A 25,515-nucleotide genomic window follows, 5' to 3' on the forward strand; every position below is an offset into this window, starting at 1 on the left:
TAATTCACGAATTTATACTAATGAACATTTGTACTAGTAGATTAAAAACTAATACAGATGTTTTTTTTTTCTCAAATTCTTAGACATGAATTTGAGAGAAGTTTATAAAGTATTTCTACACTAGAATGGAGTGTAGAAATTAAGAGAAATATTTAAACATATAGTTTCTTGTAATTCTACACTATTGAAATTTTACAGAGATTGAATCGAGTTGTATTAATCGGTAGATTGACAAAGGAGCCAGAATTATACTACACAAAACAAGGAGTCGCTTATTCACGAATATGTGTTGCGGTGAATAGAGGATTTCGAAATAGTTTAGGTGAACAACAAGTCGATTTTATAAATTGTGTCGTCTGGCGAAGGGCGGCTGAAAATGTAACAGAATATTGTACGAAGGGTTCACTTGTTGGGATTACAGGGCGTATTCATACGAGTAATTACGATGATGAACAGGGAAAGAGAATATATAGAACTGAAGTTGTGATTGAGAGTATTACCTTTTTGGAGAGAAGGAGGGAGGGGGCATCGTAATAAAAGGAGATTTTAAGTAATAACTTCGCTAAAAATTGTAGAAAGTATTTTAATAAACTTAAAGAAGGGATACCGCCAATATTTTAGAAAAAACAAGTTAAGAGCATGTAAGATTTTATACAGTTTTTCGGTTAATTCAGTAACAAACGAGAACCGTAAAACCCATGCCAGGATAGGAATGTATAGAAAGATGAATCGAGTGATAGAAAATAAAAAAGGGATTCCTTACTCTCAGAAGGAATCCCCTTTTTTATTGCTACTGATAATGAGAGGTTATGTTAACAGAACATGTATAAAATATACACTAAAAAATGTATGACTTATTCTAATTTCTTCTTGATAGAATATAAATAATCCATATTTCACCAAAATATAAAAGGGGGAAAACTTTTGTATGAAAAACTTAGAAAACAGCTTATATTAGGTTCCATAATTTTTATCATTAGTGGTTGCTCAATTTCAAAAGGATACGACACACAACAAGAAGCATTAAAACAAGGATTAAAAACAACAAATAATACAGAACTAAATAAATATAATGCTCTAAAACGTATTATAAAAATAGATGAAAAAATAGCCTTTTTTGTTACACCAGATAATTACATTTCAATAGCAGATTTAGAAATAGAAAATAGAAAATGGACTGTTAGTGGGATAACAGGAGGAACAAATGTAAGTGAGTTAGAAGTACAAGATTCTGGTATATCACCTACTATGGGAATATCAAATGGAAAAGTTATTTCTGGTTATCTTAAGAACCCATCTATTAGCAAGGTATCATATGAATCTACCTCAGGACATATTGTAGATTTAGATAAATTCTTACCAAATGAAACAAAGTATAAAGGATGGAGTTTATGGTACGTGATCCTTCCTAATAAATTAGATGATGATTTAAAGTCTTTTGATCTTATTACGACTGTTTTAGAATTTAAAGATACAAATGGCACTATTATAAAATATAAGAACTGATCATCTAAAAACAACTTCTGATAACTATAATTATGTGAACACGAAAGTCCTCCAGTTAAACGAAATGGAGGACTTTTAATAGTCTTTTAAATACATTGAATCCCTATAATGAGACGTTATGTTAACCGATCATGTATAGAATATACAGGGATTTATAATTTGATATAGAACATAAAAGGAAGAGTTTATACTGTAAATAAGGGGACATACATATGGAACTAGAATCCGAGATTAAAGCAATCGTTTTAGATTTAGATGGTACTTTATTAGATTCACAAAAGAAAGTGTCAGAAAGAAATAGAAAGGCTATACTGGAGTGTCTGAAGAAAGGAATAAAAATTATTTTTGCTACGGCAAGGGCGCCACGATCAGTTAAAGTTTTTCTTCCTCACGAACTTCAAGACATTGCAACTATGATTTACTACAATGGAGCTTTGGTAGTAGATAACGCATTAGGTTACAGACAATATTACCCGATTGAATCAGCAATCACAAATGAAATTATAGAATTTGTTATTACTCACCAGGCTGATGCATGCCTCTCAGTTGAATCGGAAGATACATGGTACAGTAATAAAACATTGGATTACAACAAAACCATGAATGCAGTTGTAAATCCAATTGTAGTTCCATTAAATGAATTAAAAAAAGTTAGTGCATCAAAATTATTAATCTCACAATATACTTATTATGAAAAACTACAAAAACAGTTTGCACATAAAGTAAGTACTATATGTACCGATGCAGGAACTTTAACTCAAATCATGGCAAAAGGTGTTTCTAAAGAACGAGCTGTAAGGGAAATCTGCGCCAAAAATAATATCTCTATGGGTAACATAATGGTCTTTGGAGACGATTGGAATGATTTAGAGCTATTCTATACGTGTGGTTTTCCAATTGCTATGGGAAATGCAATACCTAAATTGAAGGATGCTGCATATTTTATTACCGATACCAATGATAAAGATGGTGTAGCTCAAGTATTAGAAAAATTAATTTGTACTGTTAACAACAGTTAAAAGGATAGAATGGTTACTTCCTATATCGAAAATATTGAAAATTATGTAAAAAAGTTGTCCATATGGACAGCTTATTGTATGTTTTTGCTTAGCGTGTTGTTCTTCATAAATGCTGGCGGTACCTCAAGAAATGGATAAAAAATAAATATATCTATATTTTTTTATCCATTTCTATAAAGTGTTGCCTCCTAATGTTTCTAAACTTGAAAGTTGCGAGAGGCCTGCACGACTTCACAACCATAATGGAGTATGGACATCAATAGGAGGGAGGTCACTATCAGTCAATAAACTCTCCATGTTTTAGTTACAGTTTGTCGGCCTGTAGCAATTCCATTAATTCATCTTCCGGAACATCCACAATCAAAATGTCTTCAGAAATCAATTCTCCATCAATAAGTCCCTCAGAGCGCATTCGTATCAACGCTTTTATAGTTTTTAATCGTTCTTCTTTTTTTTAGTAATATCCTCCAGGGATTTATTTATTAACTTCACTTTAAAATGAATGATCTAATTATGATACAGATACCTCTTTTTATGTAGGGAAAAGAACATAAATTCCCTCCTTAAAACAAAACTTATCGGAAACGAACGGTTTTAAAATCTCATTCCTAATTTGAAATGTAAAAAAAGAATGAAATAGTATGGTAGCGGGAAGAAATCAGCAAAATTAAGCATCCGAGTAGGAGTATAAAGGGGTAACATGTTACAATACAGCTAAGAACATGCAATAAAGGAGAGTTTTTTACGTGAAGATTAAAGCAATTGAACCGACGCCAAGTCCAAATACAATGAAAGTTATTTTGAATGAAGTATTACCATCAGGAGCGCGTAATAATTATACAAATGAAAATAAAGAACAAGCACCGATGCAAGTGCAAGAAATTTTGAAAATTGAAGGCATTAAAGGTGTATATCATGTAGCCGACTTTTTAGCAGTGGAGCGAAATGCAAAGTATGACTGGAAAGTTTTATTACAACAAGTTCGTGCTGTTTTCGGCGAAGAAGTAGTGGAAGAGAGCGAAGAACAACAACTTGCTCATTTTGGGGAAGTGAAAGTGTTTGTTCAAATGTTCTTTACAATTCCAATGCAAGTGAAGTTAACAGATGGAACATCGGAAGAGCGTGTAGGCTTACCTGATCGTTTTAAAGAATCTATTATGAAAGTGCAAATGTCTGCACCTAACGTTGTGAAAGAGCGCAAATGGGTAGAGCAAAGTACACGTTACGGTAATTTTGAAGAAATCGGGAAAGAAGTAGTAGAAGAAATTGTTGCTGCTTATTCAGAAGAACGTGTAAATGAAACGGTTAAAGAATTATTAAATCAGGCAGGTGCTGTTGAAGTAACGATTCAAAAGCGCGAGCCATATAAAGTAACAGAAGAGATGATGAAAGATTCTGACTGGAAAAACCGTTTTGCAGCATTAGAACAAATGGATCCTACTGAAGAAGATATTCCAGTGTTGAAAATGGCATTAGATGATGAGAAAGTATCTATCCGCCGTTTAGCAACAGCGTATTTAGGTATGGTAAAAGGTGATGGAGTATTGCCGTTATTATATAAAGCGTTATTAGATCGTTCTGTAAGTGTTCGTCGTACAGCAGGAGATTGCTTATCAGACGTAGGTGATCCAGCAGCGATGTTCGTTATGATTAAATCTCTGAAAGATTCAAGTAAATTAGTACGCTGGCGTGCAGCAATGTTCTTATTTGAACTTGGTGATGAAAGTGCAATTCCGGCACTAAAAGCAGCAGAAGATGATCCGGAGTTTGAAGTGGCGATGCAAGCGCGTTTAGCTTTAGAACGTATTGAAGGCGGCGAAGAAGCAAAAGGATCAGTATGGAAGCAAATGACGGAGTCTCGTAAAGGGGAATAGTTTATGATTGTTTTCTATGATAGTTGGTGTCCGATGTGTACAGCAGTTGCAGAGCGTACGAGAAGATTAGATAAAAAGGGTAAGATGAAATTTGTTTCATTTCGAGATGAAGATGTAGTTGAGAAGTATGAACTTTCTCAAGAATTACAAAGTAAGATGGAACAAAGATTGTATATTTTAAAAAATAATAAGTGGTATGACGGAATTCATAGCATCAACGTATTAGCAAAAGCCGTTCCATCTTATTGGTTTGCAGTGCCTTTTATAAAGCTATCTATCGTACTAGGATTTGGAAGTAAAGTATACGATTATATCGCTAACAATAGAAAACTTGTCCCAGTTGGACATTGCCGTGAAGGGGTTTGTGAAATCCCTACAAAAAAATGAAATCATCGTTATCTTTCTTTTGCACCTATTAATAGAGCGTGATATGATGAATTTGGAATGAAAGTTGAAGGAGAGATTACAAGATGTCAAATGCTTATGAAGAATACATGCGTCAAATGGTAATTCCAATGCGCCAAGAATTAGTGCGCTCTGGATTTGAAGAATTAACTACAGAAGAAGCTGTTACAGAATTTATGGAGAATGCATCAGGTACAACTTTAGTAGTTGTAAACTCAGTTTGTGGTTGTGCAGCTGGTTTAGCACGTCCATCAGCAGGTCAAGCGGTTGTTCGTGCTGAAAAACAACCTGATCATCTTGTAACTGTATTTGCAGGTCAAGATAAAGATGCTACTGCAAAAATGCGTGAATACTTCGGAGAAATTCCTCCATCTTCACCATCTATGGCATTACTAAAAGGAAAAGAAGTTGTTCACTTCATTCACCGTCATGAAATTGAAGGTGCAACTATGGACGAAATTATTACGAACTTAGAACAAGCTTTCGAAAAGAATTGCTAAAGAAGGGGGAGAGTAAATCTCCCTCTTTTCTTTATATAGAGGTGAAATAATGATAGTAACAACAGCAGGAAGAACAAATAAAGAAATGACAGCTTATGCAAATAAGGTAGCAGCAGAATTAAATAGTTCTTTCGTTATACGTAATGATATACCTGTACATAAATTGCATGAACAGCATGAACAAGATGTGCTTGTTGTAGGGAAAAATCGATTAGCCATTTATCCAAAAGGAACGGAAGAATCGTTTTTCTTTCATCCGAATTCAGCGATGTTTCGTGTGAAAAGATTAATGCGCGGAGAACATGATCCGTTCGTACAAGCTGCTAAATTAGAGAGCGGAATGACAGTGTTAGATTGTACGCTCGGTATGGCATCAGATAGTATTGTAGCTAGTTATATTGTTGGTGAAAGCGGAAAAGTAACAGGACTTGAAGGAAATGAATATATGGCTTATATCATGGGAAAAGGCTTGCAAACCTGGTCTTCGTCCGTTGCAGAAATTGATGAGGCAATGCAAAGAATTCATGTAAAGCAAACAGAGCATTTCGCATTTTTAACGCAATGTGAAGACAATAGTTACGATGTTGTTTACCTTGATCCGATGTTTGAAGAAACTGTCATAGAATCAGATGGAATAAAAGGATTAAAACACTTCGCTTTGTATCATGATATTACTGACGAAACAATTGCGGAAGCGAAGCGTGTGGCGAGAAAGCGTGTCGTTCTGAAAGATCATTTTCGTAGTTCTAGATTTGAAAAACATAATTTTCATGTATACAAAAGAAAAAGTGCTAAGTTTCACTTTGGTGTAATTGACCCTTGCTAATTGTTTGAAAAGATGTATAATAAGCAATAATTAATTAAATATACTGTCTGTGATGAAGAGAGTAGTCTTTTTCAGAAGGAAAGCGAGCTAGGGATGGTGTGAGCCTAGTGCAGAAGAAAAAGATGAAGCGCACTTCGGAGACGCTTCTTGAACGAATAGTAGAGTAAGCCGAGGCCCCCTGTCCTCGTTATAAACGGGAAAGTGGTTCGGAATGAACAACAAGGGTGGTACCACGGGTTAAAACTCGTCTCTTTTTTAGAGACGAGTTTTTTGTATTCAAAAAATAAGGAGGTTGTATTATGGATTATAAAACGCAGTTTGCAAAAAGCTTATCGAATATTTTTACGAATGAATTAACGCAAAATCAAATTTTAGATTTAATTGAAGCACCAAAACAAGATGAATTCGGAGATGCAGCATTCCCATGCTTTTCACTAGCGAAGCAATATAAAAAATCACCAGCTATTATCGCAAAGGAAGTTGCGGAGAAATTAAATGATCCGTTCTTTACGAAAATAGAGGCCGTTGGTCCTTATGTAAATGTATTTTTCAATCGTGAAACTGTAAGTGATGCAGTATTAAAAACGATTTTAGCTAAGAAAGAAGAGTACGGTCAAAATCACTTTGGATGTGAAAAAACGGTAGTTATCGATTATTCCTCTCCGAATATCGCGAAACCTTTTTCAATGGGGCATTTACGTTCTACAATGATTGGTAATTCGCTGAAACATATCGCCGAAAAATGTGGGTATGAAGTTGTCGGAATCAATTATATTGGCGATTGGGGCACGCAGTTTGGGAAGTTAATTACCGCGTATAAAAAATGGGGAAATGAAGAGGTAGTTAAAGAGGATCCGATACGTGAGTTATTTAAGTTATATGTTCAATTCCATGAAGAAGTAAAAGAAGACGAAGAACTAGAAGAAGAGGGACGCGCTTGGTTTAAAAAATTAGAAGAAGGTGATGAAGAAGCAGTCGAGCTTTGGAACTGGTTCCGTCACGAATCTTTAAAAGAATTTTCACGTATTTATGAACTTCTCGGTGTGGAATTTACAAATTTTCAAGGAGAAGCTTTCTATAATAATTTAATGGAAGATTTTATTGGAATTTTAGAAGAACATGATTTGCTTGAAGAATCAGAAGGCGCATTAGTCGTTAATTTAGAAGAAGAAGGAATGCCGCCATGCTTAATTAGAAAATCAGATGGTGCGACTATTTATGCAACACGTGATTTAACGGCGGCTTTATATCGTCAAAACACATATGGATTTGATAAAGCACTTTATGTAGTTGGACCAGAACAAAGTTTACATTTTAATCAATTTTTCACTGTATTAAAAAAGCTAGGCTATACTTGGGTTGATGGAATGGAACATGTACCGTTCGGGTTTATATTAAAAGATGGCAAGAAAATGTCGACACGTAAGGGCAGAATTATTTTATTAGAAGAAGTACTAGAAGAAGCTGTTGCACTTGCGGAACAAAATATTGAAGAGAAAAATCCGAATTTAAAACAAAAGGAAGAAGTGGCAAAGCAAGTAGGTGTTGGGGCAGTTATCTTCCACGATTTAAAAAATGAGCGTATGCATAATATTGAATTCTCATTAGCAAATATGTTGAAATTTGAAGGGGAAACGGGACCGTATGTACAATACACACACGCGCGTGCTTGTTCTATTTTAAGAAAAGAAAGTGTAGAATTTGAAACGTGTACTTTTGAATTAAAAGATGATTATAGCTGGAGTGTAGTAAAATTATTCAACAAATTCCCGCAAGTAATTGAAGCGGCCTTCAACAAAAATGAGCCATCTATTATTTCAAAATACGTATTAGATGTAGCACAAGCGTTCAATAAATATTATGGAAATGTTCGTATTTTAGAAGAGAACGAAGAAAAAGAGAGTAGACTCGCATTAGCTTACGCTGTGACGGTTGTATTAAAAGAAGGATTACGTTTACTTGGGGTGGAGGCACCTGAGGAGATGTAAATAATAATTTTGTGCTTATGCGCAGAGAGAAATATTCACATCACTTTACTAATAAACTGCAGATCAAATTAAAGCGTAATATAGAGTAACAAAAAGACAAATCAGACGATTATTATCCTGTTTTGTCTTTTTGTATTTTCTTAAATAAACTCTTATCTATATAGAGTTATACGCTGTGAAGTGTAAGAACTCTATAATTTTGTTGCGAAATCAATTAAAATATTTGTAGAGAGGATGGTCCGTATTGATTCGAGGTTTCATTTTACATATTCCTTGTCATAGACTACCGGAAAGGAGTTTTCTTAAATTACAAAAATACATGCCTTTATGTGCGCGATGCACGGGTATGTTAATTGGTTTCTGTATGTTTCCAATTTACTTTTTAATAACACCTTCGTTTAGTCTCTCATTAATGCTATCCTTTTTTGCCCAAATTCCATTAATAATTGATGGATTCACCCAAAAGTGGAAATGGAGAAGCAGCACAAATTTGCTAAGAGTAACTACCGGCTTATTAAGCGGTAATGGTATGGGACTATTTATTGCATCTAGTATTATATGGATTACATCTTAAACCACATATCAACGGAGGTAGCTACTTACATGTTCTGGATTTACATAATTCTAATTTTTATATCAGGTGGAAGTGGAATTGGTTTTATCATTCATGAAAAATATGTAGAAGCCACAATAGCTTTTGTTATTTGCGTATTATTTATGGTGCTACTATATTGTTATTTAAAAAGAAGCAAAAAAAAGAGAAATTTAGATTGTGACGTAATAGATTGTACCGATTGCTCAGATTGTGATTGTACTAACTAAACTTCTGTTTATTTCAATATTATTATGAAAAGGATTATATATCGTTTCAGGTATGTAATCCTATTTATTTTTTCAAAATTAGTTTGTCAAATAGGTGGAGAGTAAAGAACATGTACAATTTAACGTTTCAATTAAAATTAAACATCTCTAAAATTTTTAGACACATAGGAATACATTTATTAAATAGAGAACTATAGTTTTATATATAAAAGGAGGCGTGGGTTTTGGAAGAGTATGATTGGAACAGTAAACTAACATATTTAAAAAATACGAGAGATTTATATTACAATGACGATTATTTAAGTTTTTTAGTAAATACAGTTTGGAAGATTACTGAGCCGGTACATATTGTTGATTATGGTTGTGGATATGGTTATTTAGGATTAGTTTTGTTGCCGTTGCTTCCAAATGGATCAAAGTATACAGGCATTGATAGCGGGGAAGCATTAATAGCTGAAGCGAGAGAGTTGTTTCGTACACTACCATATGAATCAGAATTTATTGAAGGAAATGCTACAGAAATTGAATTGAAAAATAAAAACGATATTGCGGTCTGTCATGCTTTCTTATTACATATGAGTTCCCAAAAAACGATGCTAGAGAAAATGATACATTCAATTAAGGAAGGTGGTAAAATAATCTGTTTTGAACCACATTGGATGTCAAATATGTCTTCTTACGTATTAGATGGAGAGAATCAATCGGAAATTATTCAGCTAGGTGTTTTGCAGAAGTTATTTGAAAGGGACACACAGAGAAACGGTAACGATGGCAATATCGGTATGAAAATACCGATGTATTTAAGTGAATTAGGTGTGAAAAATATCGAGTGTAGAGTAAGTGATAAAGTGAACTTTTTAGATTCTAATATGCATCATAATGATAAACATAGTTTGTATCATTCATTAAAAGAAGAGGGAATTGCGGGCAATCCAGGTGATAAACAGCAATTTATAGAACGTTTAATGGTAAGAGGATTAACATATGATGAAGCGTTAGCTCAATATGAAGCGGAACTACGGTTTTTTAAAGCATTTCATATGCATTCATCTTTAGTATATGCTCCGAATATGAAAATTACATTTGGTGAAATACAATGTTAAAAAGTAGCGATATAATGAAAATTGCTACTTTTAATATTTGGAATCATGAAACATTGTGGTCTGAAAGGTTAGAGGCTATTTGTGAAGAAGTCCAAAATATTGCTCCTCATATATTAGCAATTCAAGAAGTTCGGAGTTGTATTAATAATAAAGGAAAGAAGACAAATGTTGCACAATATATTGCGGAGCAAGTAAATTATCCATTTTGTATATTTAAAGAATATCCAGATTCTCCAGATGAAGGATTAGCTTTTTTAAGTAAGGTTCCTATATTAATGGAAGAGGCTATTTGGGAAACTGATGCAAAGGAAGCTAATTATTGTGCAATTAGAATTATATTTAAATATCGAGATTACAAACTCGGAATAACAAATGTTCATTTGAATTGGAAGTCAATTTTGATAAGGCAAGAACAAATTAGCACAGTACATAATTGGATTAAGAGTAAAAGTAAAACTAGTACATATGAAGTACTTTGTGGTGATTTTAATGCCAATCCTGATTCGAGTGTTCATCAATACTTAGTAGATAACCAATGGATAGATGTAGCTCAGTTTAAAGAAGAACATGATTGCACCTTGGCTCAGCCAACTTTAGATTATGGAAAGAATACAAATTTAATAGGGGATGTAAAGAAAGAAGAACGATATGATTGGATATTGATACAAGAAAATGATTCGTTTGAATCTCTAAATATAGAAAATGTAGCTGTATTTGGAGATTCAGCATTAACTTCATCACACGTATTTCCAAGTGATCATTACGGTGTTTTTGTAGATTTAAAGTTTGATGAGTGAATCGATATACCTTGTTGAATCGCTGATATATTTTAAGAATCGCCGATATAATAAAAGATTCGATTGATATATATATCAATTATCGTCTGTATAATTTCATTTACCAGAAAAAGATTATACATTATTTCATCAAATTAAACAAAATAACGAGAAAAAGTATCGTTTTTAAGATATTTAGTTAAAAACTTGAATAATATTAAATAATATTAAATAATATCGTTCATTATATGAGGTTTTAGTTGAATGCATACTATATGATGTGTAAAATCTAAGCAAGTAGGTTAGAATACTGCTTGCAAATGGCAGTATAAATAATTATTTGAGGTGAATACATGCTAGATTTTAAACAATTAGAAGTTTGTTTGAAAGAAAAGAGATTTGTAGATGGATTACATGAGATAAATAATGAAATTGCACATATAAAAGAAACGAATAAGTTATCATACGTGAAGACCTGGCTTTCTAACGTTTCATCATTTACAGAGTTCGATACATTAATTCGCCTTGCTGATGAAGGTTTGATGCATCAATATAGCTCCTTTTTAATTCGTTATACTTATAAAAAATTCCCAAATATGAGAACGCTCTCTTTATATTGTGATGAGTTAATTGATGAGCGTAAAATCCTTGATGCGGAACAATTATTAAAAGATTCTTTGGAAGAGGTAAATGAAGAGGAAACTGATGCGGATGTTTTAACGAAAGCATATTTTACGTTAGTTAGATGTTTGTTAGATATGAAGCGAAATGAAGAGGCCTATGCCTATATGCAAAAGGCGGAAAAGTATAGTACACGTGCAGTTTTTGATAAATGGGGTTACTTATATATACAGACTGGTGAGTGGGAGAAGGCAGAGGAACAACTTTTAGCCGGTCAGCAGCATAAAGATTGTGAAGAGCTAGCTACGTACTTATTGGCGCAATTATATGCATATAAAGGTGAACAGCAGCGAGCATTACAACTTATAAATGATGCGATTGCAAAGTTCCCTCAAGTACCATATTTCTATTTTGAAAAAGTAAAATATTTATTAGATTTAGAGCGCTATAAAGAAATGTTAGCGGTAATAGATAAAATCAATCACATGCTTCCGCATCATGCATATACAACTTATTTTATACATTTACGTGCAGAAGCATTTTATAAAATAAATAATATGCATGATTTGCAAGCACTATTGAAAAGTGAAAAGAGTTTGAAAAATTCTCTATATCATCATATAGAAAAAAATCCTGATGGAAAAAAGGTTCGTTTACCAATAGTTCCGGTTGTACAAAAGGATAACTATTGTGTTCCGACAAGTTTAGAAATGATGTTAGGGATATGGGGAGAAAAACGTACGCAAGATGAAATAGCACAACATATTTTTGATGTAACAGGTTCTAAGTTTTCAGATACAGTTACATATATAGAGGAGCAAGGTTACGAATATCGTTATTTTCAAGGGAATGTGGAAAAATATAAGAGATTACTTGATCAAGGTATTCCTGTTTTATTAAGTATAGATATTGAGCACGCTTCCCATGTACAAGTACTTTCTGGTTATGACGACGTGCTGCAAGCTTTTTATATTCAAGATCCGAATTTCTTAGAACCGATTCTTGTGGAATATGATAAGTTGCAAGAAAAATATCGTTATACAGATTGTTTAGCTATTACGTTTACACCAAAAGATAGAATGGAACAACTTTCATTTTTGGATGAGGAAGAACATAATTATTATAAATCAATTTTTTCTCTAACTGATCATTTAGCTGAGCAAGATAAAGAGGGAATTGAAAAGTTAGTATTATTTTTAAAAGAAACAAGTGAAAATCCAAACACTTGGTTATATACGATTAAACATTTAGATGCGGAAGTAGATAAAGAGTTTATTCAGTTTTGTATAGAAAAATTAATGGAAAAGTTTCCGAGCTCTGACTTTGTGAAATTGCATAGTGCACAGTGTTTTATTCGTCTGCAAGATATGGAAAAAGCAGGACATATGCTTCAAAGTGTGGAGAAGAAAAGCAATCAAGCGTTGTATCATTTTATAAATGGGCGGTATTCTTTTGAGCAAGATAATTATGCAGAAGCGATTGCTAGTTTTCGTTCGTCATTACAACTGGATGCAGACCAACCAGTTGCGTGGAGTTTCTTAGCATTATCATACATGTATATGGATCAATCCGAAAAGGGGATAGAGTATTCTCTAACAGCTATAGAACGTAGCCCAGAAAGGTTTACACTTGTAAATCACGGTTTAATTTTAATAGATTTAGAACGATATGAAGAAGCATATAGATTCTTTAATGATTTATTAAAAGAATATAAGTATGAAGCACACATTTGGTATGAACGTGCAAGATGTGCTCAACATTTAGGAAAAGTGTATTTAGCGGTAAAAGGACTTAAAGTAGCAATTCAGTTAGATAAAACAGCAGCTTATTTATATACGAAGCTTTCGGAAATCTATGAATCAGATTTGGATGATGAGAAAAGTACGAAGGAAATTTTATTACAAGGAATTCGAAATTGTGAAGATCAGGCGTCTTTATACGTTCGTTTAGGAGATTTTTATTTTCAAAATGATGAACTTGAAGAAGCAGAAACTATATATAAGCGCTCTTTAGAAGAAAATAATGAAGATGTATATTCTCATTTTGGTTTAATTCAAGTATACATGGCAAAGGAACAATATGAGGATGCAAAAAATTATATTGTTAGTATCAATAAGCAATTTGAGGACAATCAAGATTTCCTTATGAATGCTGGTATGGTGCTGTGGGATGCTGAAATTGCGTTAGGCGGGAATGAAGCTGAGTTGAAAACAGCACTTTCTAAATTAGAGGACGGTATACGAAAGTTATACAGTAATATAGAGAACGTATTAGAAGAGTATGTAAATAGAATAAAGGAAACAGCTTTCGTGCAACGAGGCATAGCGTTTTTAAGAACGTTACAAAAAGAAAAAACGGAAGTAATTGAATACGGTTGTTATGCTGGTATTTTATATGAATCTATTGGACAATATGATCAGGCAATGAAGAGCTACAACAAGGCACTCGAACAAAAGAAAACGACATTGCCATATTACCGAATTGGCGAAACACTTATGGCATTAGGACAATTGACAGAAGCAAAGCAAGCGTATGAAACATGTTTAGAGCTTGATGAAAACTTCCCGGGTGTACATTTGCAACTAGCAGAAATATATGAAAAAGAAGAAAATCGTTTAAAAGAACAAAGTCATATGGTTCAGGCGATGAAAGAAGAGCCATTGCATATAAATATGGAATATTTGGCACAGCTTTCAGTAGAAATAAATCTTCAGGAAGAGTTGCTAAAGGAATTAGAACAGCTAGCGGACGAAGTACCTGAAATATGGCGCTTAGATGCGATTGCATATGTGTATGGAGCGATGAATGAAATAGATAAAGAAAAGGTACGAATTGAAGAAGCACTACAATTAGATGAGGGACATACAGAAGTTCTATATCATTATGCAAAAGTATTAGTGAAAAAAAGAGATGCAAAAGCAATCGAGGTTGCACTGAAAGTAATCCAAAAGAATATGGATAGTGAACGTATATTTGATGTATATATAAAAGCAGTAGAACAACATAAAAAATTGTCTCACATAAGAGATTCTCTTCATACATTAAAGGTGAAAAAATCGGATAGAAGTATGGCATTCATGTATGCAGCAGCTGCGGTTACAGAAAGATGGATTGAACGTCAACAAAATGAACAGCCGAAAAAATCTATATTTACGAGAGCTTTTTATCGTATGAAAAATCGCGCGAAAGAAATTTCAATGATTACTACAATCATTGATTTATATGAAATCTCGTTAAAATTAAATCCGAAAAATAGTATGGCAGCGCAGCGATTTGCACTATTTTACGAGAATGCGGCAATGAATAAAGAAGCAATAGAAGTATTGCAAACGTCGCTAGAAAATAAATGGGATTATGATGTAGCGAAGCAACTTGTAAATCTTTTCATTGAGTGTGAAGAAGAAGGCATGTTACGAGATGCGTTGGAATTAACGAAACAAATGGTTCGAGAGCTACCGGATGATTATGATACGCTTCTTTTACAAGCGCAAGTATTCTTGAAAGCTGGGGAAGAAAGAAAAGCAGAAAAAATATGTTTACAATTAACGGAGAAAACATCGTTTGTAAGTAGAGGGTTCCTTACTTTAGCAGAAATATACCAAAGTCAAGAGAGGTTTGAGGATGCAATTCATTTATTAGAAGATGCTTCTGTACATCATCCAAATGAAACGGCAATTCTTATTGCTTTAGCATCTTCGTATCATAGAACTGGGCGAACTGCCAAAGCAGAAAAAATAACAAGTGATATATTAGAAATTGATGCTACACACTTGTTAGCAAGATACGATCATGCTTGCTACTTAGCATTATTAAACAGAAATGAAGAGGCGAAAGAAGAACTTGAAATTGTGCTTCGTGAAGATGAGACGGGATTCTTTGCTGAACTTGCAGAGGAAGATGAAGATTTAGCGGGATTACGAGAATTTGAAAAGTAATTGTATAGAAATAGATAAAAAGGATATAAATCAAAATATATTTTGAATTAGTTGACAATTAATTGCCTAATGGCATAAAATAACTTTTAATAAAGTATACAAATCTGAAGACGAGAAAGAGTAAAATAGTGAGCTGTTCTCCAGAGAGCCGGTGTATTGCTGAAAGCCGGTGTGCAGACGTTATTTGAAAATCATCTCCGAGGAGCCGTGGCTGAATAAAGTAAGCTCGGACGGATGTCTACCGTTACAAAGAACGCGTATGTTAGTACGTTGCTAAGTGCTATTAGTGAAAAGCTAATAGAATTAGGGTGGTAACGCGGGTAAACCCGTCCCTACTTCATAGGGACGGGTTTTTTGTGTGCTTTTAAAACATTCAAAGGAGTGATTGTAGATGAAGAAAGTAGATGTAAAAGAGTCAGCTGTAGGGAGAGAAACACGTATTCGTAAGCAGTGGAACGAACAGGGCATTTTTGAACAATCAATTCAGAATAGAGAAGGCGCACAATCGTTTGTGTTTTATGAAGGACCACCAACGGCGAACGGTTTACCACACGTCGGCCATGCACTTGGTCGGGCAATTAAAGATTTAGTAGCAAGATATAAAACGATGGCTGGATATAAAGTGTTAAGAAAAGCTGGCTGGGATACACATGGATTACCAGTAGAATTAGGCGTTGAAAAACAACTTGGTATTTCAGGTAAGCATGAGATTGAAGAGTACGGCATTGAGCCATTTATTCAAAAGTGTAAAGAGAGTGTATTCACATATGAGAAGCAGTGGCGTGAATTTACGGAGAGCATTGGATATTGGGTAGATATGGATGATCCATACGTTACTCTAGAGAATCCATATATCGAAAGTGTATGGAATATTTTAGGGACGATTCATGAAAAAGGTTTGTTATATAAAGGACATAGAGTTTCTCCATACTGTCCGAGCTGTCAAACATCGCTTAGTTCACATGAAGTTGCACAAGGGTACAAAACGGTTAAAGATTTAAGCGCAACGGTTAAGTTTAAAGTAAAAGATAGTGAAAATGAATATTTCCTTGGATGGACGACAACACCGTGGACACTTCCAGCGAATGTTGCACTTGCCGTACATCCGAATATGGAATACGTTAAAGCGAAACAAGAAGGATATGTATACATTGTTGCGAAAGAGCGTGTACAAGAAGTATTAAAAGAAAACTATGAAGTAGTATCCGTTCATAAAGGCGAAGAATTAGTAAACACATCTTATACAGCACCGTTTCCGATGAAGGAAGTTACAAATGGGTACCACGTAATTGCAGCAGATTTTGTAACTGCAGATAGTGGCACAGGACTCGTTCATATCGCTCCAGCATATGGGGAGGACGATTATAGAGTCGTTCAAAGTGAAGGATTGTCGTTCTTACATGTTGTAGATGAGAAAGGTGAGTATACGGATGCAGTACCATTTCTTAAAGGTAAGTTTGTAAAAGATTGTGACGTTGATATCGTTCGTTATTTAGCGAAAGAAGGGTTACTATATCATAAAGAAAAATATGAACATAGCTATCCGCATTGCTGGCGCTGTGATTCACCATTACTTTATTATGCAGGAGAAAGCTGGTTAATCCGAACAACTGAGATTAAAGAAACATTTTTACGAAATAATGATTCTGTTACGTGGTATCCAGACCATATGAAGCACGGACGGTTTGGTAAGTTTTTAGAAAACATGGTGGACTGGAATATTAGCCGGAATAGATATTGGGGAACACCGTTAAACGTATGGGAATGTGAAAGCTGCGACCACCAATTCGCACCGAAAAGCATTGCTGAATTAAGAAAGCATAGTGCGAAAGAAACACCAGAAGATTTAGAATTGCATAAGCCATATGTAGATGAAGTGCAAGTTTACTGCGAAAAATGCGGAAGTACAATGAATCGTACACCAGAAGTAATCGATGTTTGGTTTGATAGTGGCTCCATGCCGTTTGCACAATATCATTATCCGTTTGAAAATAAAGAGTTATTTGAAGAACAGTTTCCAGCAGATGTTATTGCAGAAGGAATTGATCAAACACGTGGCTGGTTTTATAGTTTATTGGCAGTATCAGCGCTATATACAGGAAAAGTTCCATATAAACGAGTTTTATCACTAGGGCATGTTCTAGATGAAGAAGGACAGAAAATGTCTAAAAGTAAAGGAAATGCACTAGATCCAGTTGATTTAGTAAATCAGTTTGGTGCAGATGCTTTAAGATGGGCTCTACTTGTGGACAGTGCTCCATGGAATGCGAAGCGTTTTTCTGAAAGAACAGTACTGGAAGCAAAATCTAAATTTGTAGATACGTTAGTCAATGTATATAGCTTCTACGTTTTATATGCAAATTTAGATGAGTATAATCCGAATGAAACCTATGATGTAAAGCGAACGAAATTGGATGAATGGGTATTATCAAGATTGCATAGCGCAACGAAAAAAGTGAGAACAGCACTTGATGATTATCAATTTACGAATGCAGCTCGTGAAATCGCGGCGCTTGTAGATGAAGTAAGTAACTGGTATGTAAGACGTTCACGCAATCGTTTCTGGGAATCTGGTATGAATACTGAGAAAGCAGCGGCGTATGAAACACTTCATGAAGTGCTTGTAACGATTAGTAAATTAATTGCACCATTTACACCATTTGTCGCTGAAGATATTCATTTGAATTTAGAAGGACGTAGCGTTCATTTAGAGGATTATCCAGTTGTAAATGAATCACTTATCCAGCCGAAATTAGAAGTGGAAATGGATGCAGTTTTACAAGTTGTTGAACTTGGAAGAAGTAACCGTAATCAGCATTCTTTAAAAGTAAAACAGCCGTTAGCAGAGCTTGTATTACTTGAGAATAAAGAGAATAATATCGATTGGGAATCTTATCGTGATATCGTAATGGATGAGCTAAATGTGAAAGCATTTCATGTTGAACTGGATGAAACGAAGTACACATCATATCAATTAAAGTTGAATTTTAAAACAGCAGGGCCGAAGTTTGGTAAAAATGTGAATGCAGTAAACGGCTGGTTAAAACAATTATCACAAGAAGAAGTACAAAGCTTTGTTTCAACTGAAAGAGCAGTATATGAAGCAGCATCAGGGGAAGAAGTAGTTGTAACGTCTGAAGATGTATTAGTAGAAAAAGTAGCAAAAACAGGATTCTCAAATACGACTAACGGACAATATACAGTTATGTTAGACACGAATGTAACGGAGGAATTGTTACAAGAAGGAGTGGCTCGTGAATTCATTCGGGCAGTCCAAGAATATCGTAAGCAGTTGAATTTACCAGTTAATTTAAGAGTGGATGTTATTCTTGATACAGAGGAAGAACTACAGAAAACTTTAACAAATCATAAAGATTTGTTGGAAGAAAACTTACTCGTTAAGCAATTTACATTTGATAACTTAACGAATGAAGACGATGAACTTCCTTTAGGTGAGACAAAAGTCCGAATTAAATTAAGCCCGGCTAATTAAAGAAAAAAGGAAGTTGGAATCATTCCAACTTCCTTTTTTGTGTGAAGATAAATTAACCAGTTATTTTCCGCAGAATCCATTCGATAGGTCCTCTAGAAAATTTCTTTCGCCATAAAACGCTAAATAATACACTGAAAATGAAAAATCCAGTAGCAAATAATAAAACGAATAATGGTGTTTGATGTTCTATTAAAAATTATAGGGTTTAGGAAATGAATAAAGTAATATATTTCTACAGTATTTTTCTCCATTTACACATAAATATTGAGAAAATTTCACTCATCCGAAATGGAAAGGTAATAGAATTGCTCGTATAGAATTACTCGTAGATTCACTTTATTTCGCTACTTGTGGACAGGAATAGCCTTATAGGAATGGGGTAAAGGTTTCAATTTATTAGGGGGAGTGGTTTTATGTTTAATAAAAAAATGGTGGCAATGGCAATGACTGTACCATTAGTAATGGGGACAATTTCTACTGTTTCAGCACTGGAAAAACAACAGGAAGTAAAGCTTGAAGGTTATTCACCGCAGAAAAAAGCAATTGAATATTTAAAAGGACATGCTACGGAATATGGATTGAAGGCAGACCTTTCAGACTTACAATATATTTCTACAACAGAAACACCAGTAGCTTCATATGTTAGATTCCAACAAGTGGTCAATGGTGCTCCTGTATTTTCAAAACAAATAACAGTTACTATTAATGGACAGGGACAGGGATTACTTGCTGTTTCTGATTACCAGGCAGTTCAAAGTGTGAAAGAAATAGCGAAAAAGATTAGTGAAAAAGACGCAGAACAAAAATCAATGGCGTATGTTGGAGGAGAAAGCGAGCAAAACTTATGGGCTCCTACAGAGAAAGAATTCGGATATATTATTGAGGATGGAGTAGCTATCCCAGTATACAAAGTTTTAGTCCATTCTAATAAACCTTTCGGTGCATGGGAAACATTTATTGATGCAGAAAATGGAAAGCTAATTAAAAAGGTTGATATAAACCGAAAAGCAGAAGGGACTGGGAAAGTGTTTTTACCTAACCCCGTCGTATCTAGCGGTAGTAAAGTAGGGTTAAAAGATAATAATGATGCAGATTCGACAGCACTAACGAATCAATTAAAAACTGTTACGTTAAAAGGTTTAGATGGTACAGGATTTTTAATTGGAGAGTATGTTACGATTTCTTCAAAAGCGAAGACGAAATCTACAAATTTACAATTTAATTACACACGTGCAAATGATAGTTTTGAAGATGTTATGTCATATTATCATATTGATACATTACAGCGTTACATTCAAGGATTGGGCTTTAAAAATATTAATAATCGTTCGATTAAAGTAAATGTAAATGGTACAACTGACGATAATTCATTCTATTCCCCATCAACGAAAGCTTTAACTTTCGGTACTGGCGGTGTAGATGACGCAGAAGATGCGGGCATTATCGCGCATGAATATGGACATTCTATTCAAGATAATCAAGTACCAGGATTCGGAAGTTCACCAGAAGGTGGAGCGATGGGAGAAGGGTTTGGAGACTTCTTAGGTGCTACGTATGAAGATGCAGTATCGACAACTGGTTACGGAAAAGCATGTATTGGAGAATGGGATGCGACTGCTTATTCTAGTTCAGATCCGACGTGCTTACGCCGATTAGATACGAATAAAGTATACCCGAAAGATATAACGAATGAAGTGCATAATGATGGGGAAATTTGGGCCCAAGGTCAATACGAAATGGCGCAATCTTTTGGACGTGATGTGGCAACAAAAATTATTTTACAATCACATTGGTCATTAACGCCAAATGCTAAATTCCGTGATGGGGCAAAAGCAATTAAGCAAGCGGATGCTCTTTTATATGGCGGACAACATGCGGCTGAAATTGATCGCATTTGGGCAGCGAGAGGAATTAGCACAAATTAATATAAAAAGTCGTGGCTTTTATAAGCCACGACTTTTTAATTTGCTTAAGAACTGGTACTAGTAAAGTAAGCTATATCAATGATAGTGTGAATTTATCCGCATTCCATTTATTTTTTTTCGTCTTTAAAAACAAAATGCTCTTTAAATTTTCTAGACTCGACTTTTTGACCGTTTCTCATAGAGCGGAAAGGATGTTCTTGCCATGTAATGATCACGTCAACCTCATTGGCTTTTGTAGAAACAGGGAAGTTAGCATGTCTAAATCCAGTTTTTCCACTTGCGAGACGACCTTCTTTCAGGGAAAAGAGTTCATATTTTGTTTTCATATTTGGTTCATTGCGGAAGACTTCAACTTGTACGTTATATACTTCATTTTCTCCGACATTCTTTACTGAAAATTGATATGTTTGAAATTCATCTTTTTTAGCTTGAAGCATATTTTTGCTTATTTTTTTCGGTTCATCAATATTCACTTGCCATTGATCAGAGTTTTGGGAGATTGGTAAAGATTTTGGTGAATAGGCGTACGTTTCGTTTACTACAATTAGGCATAACAAAAGGAGAAAGAAACTAATCACTTTTTTCATATAAACACCTCGCTACAAAATTTTTATTAATATGCGTAAATGAAATGGGATTTATGTAATAAAATGGAAAAAGGTGATACTTTGATTCAAATGAATTTAAAAAAACTTGAAGAGGTAGTAGATGGAGAAGGATTACAAGAATCTTTTCATCATATAGAAATACATGGTGTCTGCATAGATTCAAAAAACATTAAAGAAGGAAATTTATTTATTCCAATTATTAGGGTGAAAGATGGACATGATTATGTGAAAGAGGCAATGGATAATGGAGCTATTGCTTCCATGTGGAAAAAGTCTTACGGTACTCCGCCAAAAGGGATACCAATTATATTTGTAGATGATACTTTGTTTGCTTTGCAACAATTGGCACAATTTTATCGGAATGAGCTAGGTGTAAAAGTAATCGGTATTACAGGTAGTAACGGAAAGACGACAGTAAAAGATATAATAGGAGGCATTTTAAGTACAACTTATAGTGTGCATAAAACAAAAGGGAATTTAAATAGTCAAATCGGTTTGCCGCTAACGATTTTAGAAATGAAACGAGATACAGAGTTTTTAATACTTGAAATGGGAATGAGTGAAAAAGGACAAATTCGAAACTTATCACAAATAGCACAGCCAGATGTATCGATAATTACAATGATTGGGCAGTCTCACTTAGAAACACTTGGATCACGAGAAGAGATTGCGAGGGCAAAATTAGAAATTATAGACGGATTAAAAGATGAAGGACTGTTTTTATATAATGGTGATGAGACATTACTTTCTCGAAATAATAATGTGCTAGGTCTAGAATGTAAGTCATTTGGTGAAAAGGATACAAATGATTTGTTTCCAACAAACGTGCAATTAGATGAATATGGTGTTCATTTTAAATTAAATGATTCCAAAATACAGTATGATGTCCCCTTACATGGAAAACATAATATTTTAAATACGATTGTTGGAATCGCTGTAGGTCAATTTTACAATGTATCTCCAGAAGAAATAAAGGAAGCACTGCGGCAAATAAATATTACTCATATGCGCTTTCAATTTTCAATTGCAAAAACAGGTTTTACGATTATTAATGATGCATGGAATGCTAGTCCATCTTCAATGAAGGCTGCAATTGAAACGTTAGAGAAGTTAAATGTTTATCAGAAAAAAATCATAGTAATTGGGGATATGTTGGAGTTAGGGAAGGAAGCTGAAACGTATCATAGAGAAATTGGTAAAATGCTAAATCAAGAGAATATTTCACATGTGTTTACTTATGGAGAGCTGGCAAAAATAGTAGCGGAAGAAGCAATGAAGACATATGCTACAGGGCAAGTTCGGTCATATAATAATAAAGCTAAGTTAGCAGAGGAAGTATTGAAGATTATTACGAAAAAGGATGTCGTATTATTAAAAGGCTCACGTGGAATGGCTTTAGAAGAGATTGTACAAAAGTGGATGTAAAAAAACAGTATATATTTAAAAAAGGCTTGCGTTTTATAAATTAAAAAGATAGAATACTCTGTAAATATAAAAAGTGATGATTAGGAAAAGTACATGATGCAAGGGTCTACAGAGAGCAATCGGTTGCTGGGAAGATTGCGATACCGCATGATGGAAAGACACCTGTGAGTGTTGCTTTGAACGTGATAATTAGTAAAAGCAAACGGTACCTACCGTTATCAGGGCTAAGATGGTCATTATGACAATTTGGGTGGTACCGCGGAAAAATCCGTCCCTATTTATAGGGACGGATTTTTGTATTCTTTGAAAGGAGGTGAGTGACCGTGGATGATGACGACGACAACAATAACAATAACGTAAATAAAAATAAAATTAATGGAGGGAAATATAATGGATCAAGTAATGAAGCGTTCACTCACACGAGAATGTACGGAGCATGTAGGAAGGGTTGTATTACTACAAGGATGGGTAAAAAAAATTCGTCATCTAGGTAATGTTAGTTTTTTATTAGTAAGGGACCGAACGGGAGTTATTCAATGTGTATTAGAAAACGGGTTAGCTGGATACAAAGTTGATGTAGAAAGTGTCGTTCAAATAGTTGGTGAAATTGTAGAGACTTCGAAAACAGAATTAGGGGTTGAAGTACTTGCACATGAAGTGAAAGTACTAAATGGTGCAGAATCACTCCCATTTGAAATAAATAAAAAGAAGTTACAAGTTGGCTTAGATCAATTATTGAATGAGCGGGTATTATCGTTAAGACATGAGCGAATCACGGCGATATTTAAAGTGAAATCTATACTCGCTCAGAGCTTTAGTGAATTTCTGATAGAAAACGATTTTACACGTATATTTACTCCGAAAATTGTTTCACAAGGGGCAGAAGGAGGCGCGAATGTTTTTAAGCTTCCATATTTCCAGAAGGAAGCTTATTTAGCACAATCACCACAGTTTTATAAACAAATGATGGTAGCTGGGGGACTAGAGCGTGTATTTGAAGTTGCGCCTGTTTACAGGGCGGAACATCATAATTCTTCACGACATTTAAATGAATATATATCGTTAGACGTAGAAATTGGATTTATTCATGATTTTCATGAAGTGATGCAATTAGAAACGGATGTTTTACGATATATGTTTCAACAAGTAGCAAAAAATTGCAAAAAAGAATTACAACTACTCCAAATAGAAGTACCTGTCATTACTGAAATTCCTAAAATCGCATTGTTAGAAGCACAAGATATTTTGAAAAATAAATACCGGAAAGAATCGCCGATTGGGGATTTAGATACAGAAGGTGAAAAGTTATTAGGGAAATATGTGAAGGAAACATATAAGAGTGAGTTAGTTTTCATTACACATTATCCGAAAGAAGCTAGGCCGATGTATACGATGCCGAATAAAGAGAATCCATCTATTACCGATTCATTCGACTTATTATATAAGGGATTAGAAATAACATCAGGGGCACAGCGTATTCATAATCATGAAATGTTACTCGCATCTTTTAAAGAAAAAGGATTACATCCAGAGAAATTTCAATCTTATTTAAATACATTCCGATATGGTTGTCCACCGCATGGCGGTTTTGGAATTGGATTAGAAAGGGTTGTATATAAACTTTTAGAATTAACAAACGTACGAGAGGCGAGCGCTTTTCCGAGAGATTGTACACGTCTTACACCATAAAAAAGAATCTTCGCGATTATCGCGAAGATTCTTTTTTACTGTTCTTTCATTTTTACATTTTGTTTAAAAAGTGAAAAATATTTTCTCTTTCTTTCTCTTTTGTCTTTTGATAAAACACTTAATAAAAGCGAGTTCTCCATATAATTTATATCTTTTTCTAATACATTTTGCATACCTGATAACATCATGTATACAGCTAAAATAACGATAGTGAAAAATAAAACGGGGCCGAATGCTATCCAAGGCAAAATATTTAAAAACTGATGATTGTGGCCAAGTAAAACAAGTGTACCAGCAATGTTAAATGAAATGGTTCGAAATAGTTACTAAAATTCAATTGTAAAGTTGGTGTAGGCGGCATTGCTAGTGATGTTGTTGGACTTGGAGGTGCACCGAAAAATAATTGTGGCAAGGAAAAAATCGCAATAATACCAAAGATGATGAAAAATGAGCGGATAATAAAAAACATCCATTCTTTAAAAGTGACATAACGTATTTTCTCCTTATATTTTTATTTGTAAATATTTTCTATGTGATTTTATAAAAATCTTTTTTCGACAAAAAATCTATATATACCTTGACAGTTACAAATATAACCGATATACTTCATATTAATTTCAAAAGAAAATATATTCTAAATATTAAAATGTGTTGAATAGGAGTAGTAAGGTCGTATATTTGTACAGAGAGCTATGGGTTGGTGTGACATAGTCAAATGACATCCTGAACTCGCCTAGGAGCAGTAAGGTGGAACGGAATCACATTCTTAGTAAATCTTAACGGTTAACCTTCGATATTAGGTTTGTAATCAAACGATTACTACTAAGGTGGATTCATAATGGAATCAATAAGGGTGGTACCGCGTTAAGTAAATGGCTTAGCGTCTCTTTATATAAAGAGATGCTGAGCCATTTTTTATTTTATAGAAAAAGAAATGGAGGGTTTATTCGGATAGGTATATAAAATTTATTTATTTATATAAAAAGATTTAATTAGGAGG

18 protein-coding genes, 1 pseudogene and 4 other annotated features are annotated in these 25,515 nt (G+C 34.2%); of the genes and pseudogenes, 17 read left to right on the forward strand and 2 right to left on the reverse strand.

The window, feature by feature from the left end:
• Window positions 1-201: 201 nt before the first annotated feature.
• From LUS72_RS10865 to ileS, 14 genes are all read left to right on the forward strand, one after another.
• Window positions 202-534, forward strand: coding sequence for a single-stranded DNA-binding protein (locus tag LUS72_RS10865; protein ID WP_264448933.1), 333 nt, complete (start codon window positions 202-204; stop codon window positions 532-534).
• Between the two features lie 390 nt (window positions 535-924).
• The gene (locus LUS72_RS10870) at window positions 925-1,506 is read left to right on the forward strand and encodes a hypothetical protein (RefSeq protein WP_097831903.1); all 582 of its coding nucleotides are present in this window, start codon (window positions 925-927) and stop codon (window positions 1,504-1,506) included.
• Between the two features lie 212 nt (window positions 1,507-1,718).
• Window positions 1,719-2,525 carry an HAD family hydrolase gene (locus LUS72_RS10875; protein WP_098519700.1) on the forward strand — a complete coding sequence of 269 codons (807 nt, stop codon included), beginning with the start codon at window positions 1,719-1,721 and terminating at the stop codon, window positions 2,523-2,525.
• A gap of 746 nt (window positions 2,526-3,271) precedes the next feature.
• Window positions 3,272-4,399: a conserved virulence factor C family protein gene (locus LUS72_RS10880; protein ID WP_097831906.1), complete on the forward strand. Its 1,128-nt coding sequence runs from the start codon at window positions 3,272-3,274 to the stop codon at window positions 4,397-4,399.
• A 3-nt stretch (window positions 4,400-4,402) separates the two neighbouring features.
• The gene (locus LUS72_RS10885; protein WP_097831907.1) at window positions 4,403-4,786 is read left to right on the forward strand and encodes a thiol-disulfide oxidoreductase DCC family protein; all 384 of its coding nucleotides are present in this window, start codon (window positions 4,403-4,405) and stop codon (window positions 4,784-4,786) included.
• Window positions 4,787-4,869: 83 nt separating this feature from the next.
• Window positions 4,870-5,304 carry a BrxA/BrxB family bacilliredoxin gene (locus tag LUS72_RS10890; RefSeq protein WP_000063703.1) on the forward strand — a complete coding sequence of 145 codons (435 nt, stop codon included), beginning with the start codon at window positions 4,870-4,872 and terminating at the stop codon, window positions 5,302-5,304.
• 49 nt (window positions 5,305-5,353) lie between these two features.
• Window positions 5,354-6,130: a class I SAM-dependent methyltransferase gene (locus tag LUS72_RS10895; protein WP_264448934.1), complete on the forward strand. Its 777-nt coding sequence runs from the start codon at window positions 5,354-5,356 to the stop codon at window positions 6,128-6,130.
• Between the two features lie 40 nt (window positions 6,131-6,170).
• Window positions 6,171-6,385 (forward strand) — a binding site (T-box leader).
• A gap of 44 nt (window positions 6,386-6,429) precedes the next feature.
• Window positions 6,430-8,118 carry an arginine--tRNA ligase gene (gene argS / locus LUS72_RS10900; protein WP_264448935.1) on the forward strand — a complete coding sequence of 563 codons (1,689 nt, stop codon included), beginning with the start codon at window positions 6,430-6,432 and terminating at the stop codon, window positions 8,116-8,118.
• Between the two features lie 244 nt (window positions 8,119-8,362).
• A complete protein-coding gene (locus LUS72_RS10905) occupies window positions 8,363-8,692 on the forward strand; it encodes a DUF2085 domain-containing protein (RefSeq protein ID WP_097831910.1) in 330 nt (109 codons plus the stop codon).
• Window positions 8,693-8,721: 29 nt separating this feature from the next.
• Window positions 8,722-8,940: a hypothetical protein gene (locus tag LUS72_RS10910; RefSeq protein WP_097831911.1), complete on the forward strand. Its 219-nt coding sequence runs from the start codon at window positions 8,722-8,724 to the stop codon at window positions 8,938-8,940.
• A gap of 224 nt (window positions 8,941-9,164) precedes the next feature.
• Window positions 9,165-10,043 (forward strand): methyltransferase domain-containing protein, encoded by an 879-nt coding sequence (locus tag LUS72_RS10915; protein ID WP_097831912.1) that lies wholly within the window; start codon window positions 9,165-9,167, stop codon window positions 10,041-10,043.
• Window positions 10,037-10,840 carry an endonuclease/exonuclease/phosphatase family protein gene (locus LUS72_RS10920; RefSeq protein ID WP_170961044.1) on the forward strand — a complete coding sequence of 268 codons (804 nt, stop codon included), beginning with the start codon at window positions 10,037-10,039 and terminating at the stop codon, window positions 10,838-10,840. The genes LUS72_RS10915 and LUS72_RS10920 overlap by 7 nt, the downstream gene beginning before the upstream one ends.
• 332 nt (window positions 10,841-11,172) lie before the next feature.
• On the forward strand, window positions 11,173-15,375 hold the full coding sequence (locus LUS72_RS10925) for a bacteriocin-processing peptidase family protein (RefSeq protein WP_264448936.1): 4,203 nt from the start codon (window positions 11,173-11,175) through the stop codon (window positions 15,373-15,375).
• Window positions 15,376-15,473: 98 nt separating this feature from the next.
• Window positions 15,474-15,712: a binding site (T-box leader), on the forward strand.
• A 54-nt stretch (window positions 15,713-15,766) separates the two neighbouring features.
• Entirely contained in the window at window positions 15,767-18,868 is a 3,102-nt protein-coding gene (gene ileS / locus LUS72_RS10930; RefSeq protein WP_264448937.1) for an isoleucine--tRNA ligase, read from the forward strand.
• Between the two features lie 52 nt (window positions 18,869-18,920).
• On the opposite strand, the pseudogene LUS72_RS10935 reads toward ileS, so the two are convergent.
• Window positions 18,921-19,058, reverse strand: a pseudogene (locus LUS72_RS10935) (DUF418 domain-containing protein); the annotation flags it as partial.
• Window positions 19,059-19,281: 223 nt separating this feature from the next.
• On the opposite strand from LUS72_RS10935, the gene LUS72_RS10940 reads away from it, so the two are divergent.
• Complete coding sequence (locus LUS72_RS10940; protein WP_097831915.1) at window positions 19,282-20,793, forward strand: M36 family metallopeptidase; 1,512 nt, start codon at window positions 19,282-19,284, stop codon at window positions 20,791-20,793.
• Between the two features lie 107 nt (window positions 20,794-20,900).
• On the opposite strand, the gene LUS72_RS10945 is transcribed toward LUS72_RS10940, so the two are convergent.
• Entirely contained in the window at window positions 20,901-21,380 is a 480-nt protein-coding gene (locus tag LUS72_RS10945; RefSeq protein WP_097831916.1) for a hypothetical protein, read from the reverse strand.
• Between the two features lie 63 nt (window positions 21,381-21,443).
• Here LUS72_RS10945 and LUS72_RS10950 point away from each other — a divergent pair, with 63 nt between their 5' ends.
• Together LUS72_RS10950 and aspS are read left to right on the forward strand one after the other, a co-directional pair.
• A complete protein-coding gene (locus LUS72_RS10950; RefSeq protein ID WP_264448938.1) occupies window positions 21,444-22,826 on the forward strand; it encodes a UDP-N-acetylmuramoyl-tripeptide--D-alanyl-D-alanine ligase in 1,383 nt (460 codons plus the stop codon).
• A 67-nt stretch (window positions 22,827-22,893) separates the two neighbouring features.
• Window positions 22,894-23,105, forward strand: a binding site (T-box leader).
• 111 nt (window positions 23,106-23,216) lie between these two features.
• Complete coding sequence (aspS, locus tag LUS72_RS10955) at window positions 23,217-24,515, forward strand: aspartate--tRNA(Asn) ligase (protein WP_264448939.1); 1,299 nt, start codon at window positions 23,217-23,219, stop codon at window positions 24,513-24,515.
• A gap of 642 nt (window positions 24,516-25,157) precedes the next feature.
• Window positions 25,158-25,406: a binding site (T-box leader), on the forward strand.
• Window positions 25,407-25,515 lie beyond the last annotated feature (109 nt).

The sequence above is a fragment of the Bacillus cereus genome, assembly GCF_025917685.1.
Lineage (GTDB): Bacteria > Bacillota > Bacilli > Bacillales > Bacillaceae_G > Bacillus_A > Bacillus_A cereus_AT.